This is a genomic window from Dermabacter sp. HSID17554, from assembly GCF_003989295.1.
Classification (GTDB): domain Bacteria; phylum Actinomycetota; class Actinomycetes; order Actinomycetales; family Dermabacteraceae; genus Dermabacter; species Dermabacter vaginalis.
The window spans coordinates 1-3,408 of sequence record NZ_RBLW01000010.1 but is presented as its reverse complement, the minus strand read 5'-3'; the positions used below and the strand labels follow the sequence as shown (position 1 = coordinate 3,408).

2 rRNA genes are annotated in these 3,408 nt (G+C 54.8%); both read right to left on the bottom strand.

The features are described 5' to 3' along the window. Positions 1-7: 7 nt before the first annotated feature. Positions 8-124, bottom strand: a 5S ribosomal RNA gene (gene rrf, locus D8M36_RS09950). Positions 125-230: 106 nt separating this feature from the next. Then, positions 231-3,292: ribosomal RNA gene (locus tag D8M36_RS09945) — 23S ribosomal RNA — on the bottom strand. Positions 3,293-3,408 lie beyond the last annotated feature (116 nt).

The following is a 3,408-nucleotide window of genomic DNA, read 5'->3' as shown; positions in this document are numbered from 1 at the left end:
AAGAATAGTTCGGCGGTGTCCTACTCTCCCACACCCTCCCGAGTGCAGTACCATCGGCGCAGTTGAGCTTAGCTTCCGGGTTCGGAATGGAACCGGGCGTTTCCCCAACGCAATGACCACCGAAACAACCAACCAACCCCCCAAACCCCAAACAAACAGGGCCGAGTGAAAATTAGGGGTGTGGAATGTCAACCACACAGTGAACGCGAACACAAGAAGCAATGAAGAGTGCAAGTAAGTCATCGGCCAATTAGTACCAGTCAGCTCCACGCATTACTACGCTTCCACATCTGGCCTATCAACCCCGTCATCTACAGGGGACCTCCCACACAAAAATGTACGGATATCTCATCTCGAAGCAGGCTTCCCGCTTAGATGCTTTCAGCGGTTATCCCTTCCCAACGTAGCCAACCAGCCATGCCCTTGGCAGAACAACTGGCACACCAGAGGTTAGTCCATCCCGGTCCTCTCGTACTAGGGACAGGCCTTCTCAAATATCCAACGCGCGCAGCGGATAGGGACCGAACTGTCTCACGACGTTCTAAACCCAGCTCGCGTACCGCTTTAATAGGCGAACAGCCTAACCCTTGGGACCAACTCCAGCCCCAGGATGCGACGAGCCGACATCGAGGTGCCAAACCATGCCGTCGATATGAGCTCTTGGGCAAGATCAGCCTGTTATCCCCGGGGTACCTTTTATCCGTTGAGCGACACCCATTCCACAATGAGGTGCCGGGTCACTAGTTCCAGCTTTCGCTCCTGCCCGACATGTCTGTCTCGCAGTCAAGCTCCCTTGTGCACTTACACTCAACACCTGATTGCCAACCAGGCTGAGGGAACCTTTGAGCGCCTCCGTTACTCTTTAGGAGGCAACCGCCCCAGTTAAACTACCCATCAGGCACTGTCCCTGAACCAGATCATGGCTCGAAGTGAGGAATCCAAAACGACCAGAGTGGTATTTCAACAACGACTCCACCAACACTAGCGTGCCAGCTTCTCAGTCTCCCACCTATCCTACACAAGCCGTTCCGAACACCAATACCAAACTATAGTAAAGGTCCCGGGGTCTTTCCGTCCTGCTGCGCGTAACGAGCATCTTTACTCGTAATGCAATTTCGCCGAGTTCGCGGTTGAGACAGTGGAGAAGTCGTTACGCCATTCGTGCAGGTCGGAACTTACCCGACAAGGAATTTCGCTACCTTAGGATGGTTATAGTTACCACCGCCGTTTACTGGGGCTTAAATTCTCAGCTTCGCCCACAAGGGGCTAACCAGTCCTCTTAACCTTCCAGCACCGGGCAGGCGTCAGTCCGTATACAGCGACTTACGTCTTCGCACGGACCTGTGTTTTTAGTAAACAGTCGCTTCTCCCTGGTCTCTGCGGCCATCAGTGCTCTCACACCTCAGGCCCCCCTTCTCCCGAAGTTACGGGGGCATTTTGCCGAGTTCCTTAACCACGATTCTCTCGAACTCCTTAGTATTCTCTACCTGATCACCTGAGTCGGTTTAGGGTACGGGCAATAGTGCTCGTCACGCCGGAACTTTTCTCGGCAGTCCAGGATCACCCACCTACCCCAAAAAGGGTCCTCATCACGACTCACCCTAAAGAGCGCAACATTACTCGCACTCGGGCTGCTCGCTTGAACGGGGACAACCATTACCCCGCGGAAGCTACCTCACTGCGTCATCCCACACGCTGACCTAATACGCGCTCGGTTCCCAGCCTCACCACCACCAACCAACCCAAAGGGAAGGAAGGGGAAGCTCGGGTGGTTAGCATCACACGCCTCGGTATGGGTCCTCACACTATCGGTACGGGAATATCAACCCGTTATCCATCGACTACGCCTGTCGGCCTCGCCTTAGGTCCCGACTAACCCGGGGCGGATTAACCTAGCCCCGGAACCCTTGATCATTCGGAGGACGGGTTTCTCACCCGTCTTTCGCTACTCATGCCTGCATTCTCACTCGCATAGCCTCCACCACTGGGTTCCCCCGCAGCTTCACCGGCCACACGACGCTCCCCTACCCACCCCACAAAAGTGGAGTGACACAGCTTCGGCGGTGTACTTGAGCCCCGCTACATTATCGGCGCAGAATCACTTGACCAGTGAGCTATTACGCACTCTTTCAAGGGTGGCTGCTTCTAAGCCAACCTCCTGGTTGTCTCAGCAACTCCACATCCTTTCCCACTTAGCACACGCTTAGGGGCCTTAGCTGATGTTCTGGGCTGTTTCCCTCTCGACCATGAAGCTTATCCCCCACAGTCTCACTGCTACGCTCTCACGTACCGGCATTCGGAGTTTGGCTAAGGTCAGTAACCCGGTGGGGCCCATCGCCTATCCAGTGCTCTACCTCCAGCACGAAACACGCAACGCTGCACCTAAATGCATTTCGGGGAGAACCAGCTATCACGAAGTTTGATTGGCCTTTCACCCCTATCCACAGGTCATCCCCTCCATTTTCAACTGAAGTGGGTTCGCGCCTCCACACGGTCTTACCCGCGCTTCACACTGCCCATGGATAGATCACTTCGCTTCGGGTCTAGAGCCGGCGACTGAACGCCCCATTCAGACTCGCTTTCGCTACGGCTACCCCACACAGGTTAACCTCGCCACCGACCACTAACTCGCAGGCTCATTTTTCAATAGGCACGCCGTCACCCCTCAAGGCTCCGACGGATTGTAAGCACACGGTTTCAGGTACTCTTTCACTCCCCTCCCGGGGTACTTTTCACCTTTCCCTCACGGTACTAGTCCGCTATCGGTCACAAGGAAGTATTTAGGCTTACCAGGTGGTCCTGGCAGATTCACACCGGATTCCACGAGCCCGGCCCTACTCGGGGCAACACCACGCCTGGCCATGCAGTTTCAGCTACGGGACTCACACCCACTATGGCGCCTCACTCACAAGGCTTCACCTACCACACACCACAACGCCACAACACCGGTAGATATTGTGTAAATGCACCCCACAACCCCACACCAGCAACCCCTACCGAGTCTCACACCAGCATGGTTTAGCCTCCTACGCTTTCGCTCGCCACTACTCACGCAATCACTATTGTTTTCTCTTCCTGAGGGTACTGAGATGTTTCACTTCCCCTCGTTCCCCCCACACCACCTATACATTCAGTGGCGGGTACCACGACTCACGCCGCGGCGGGTTTCCCCATTCGGACACCCCCGGATCACAGGTCGGTTGTCACCTCCCCGAGGCTTATCGCAGACTCCCACGTCCTTCATCGGCTCCTTGTGCCCAGGCATCCACCGTATGCTCTAAGTAACTTAGAAACACTCGAAAATGAACACATAGACCAAAAAATCATTGAACTATCTGTAACAAAAAATTGCTTACAAGATGCTCGCGTCCACTATGCAGTTGACAAACAACACCCCCACACCCGAAA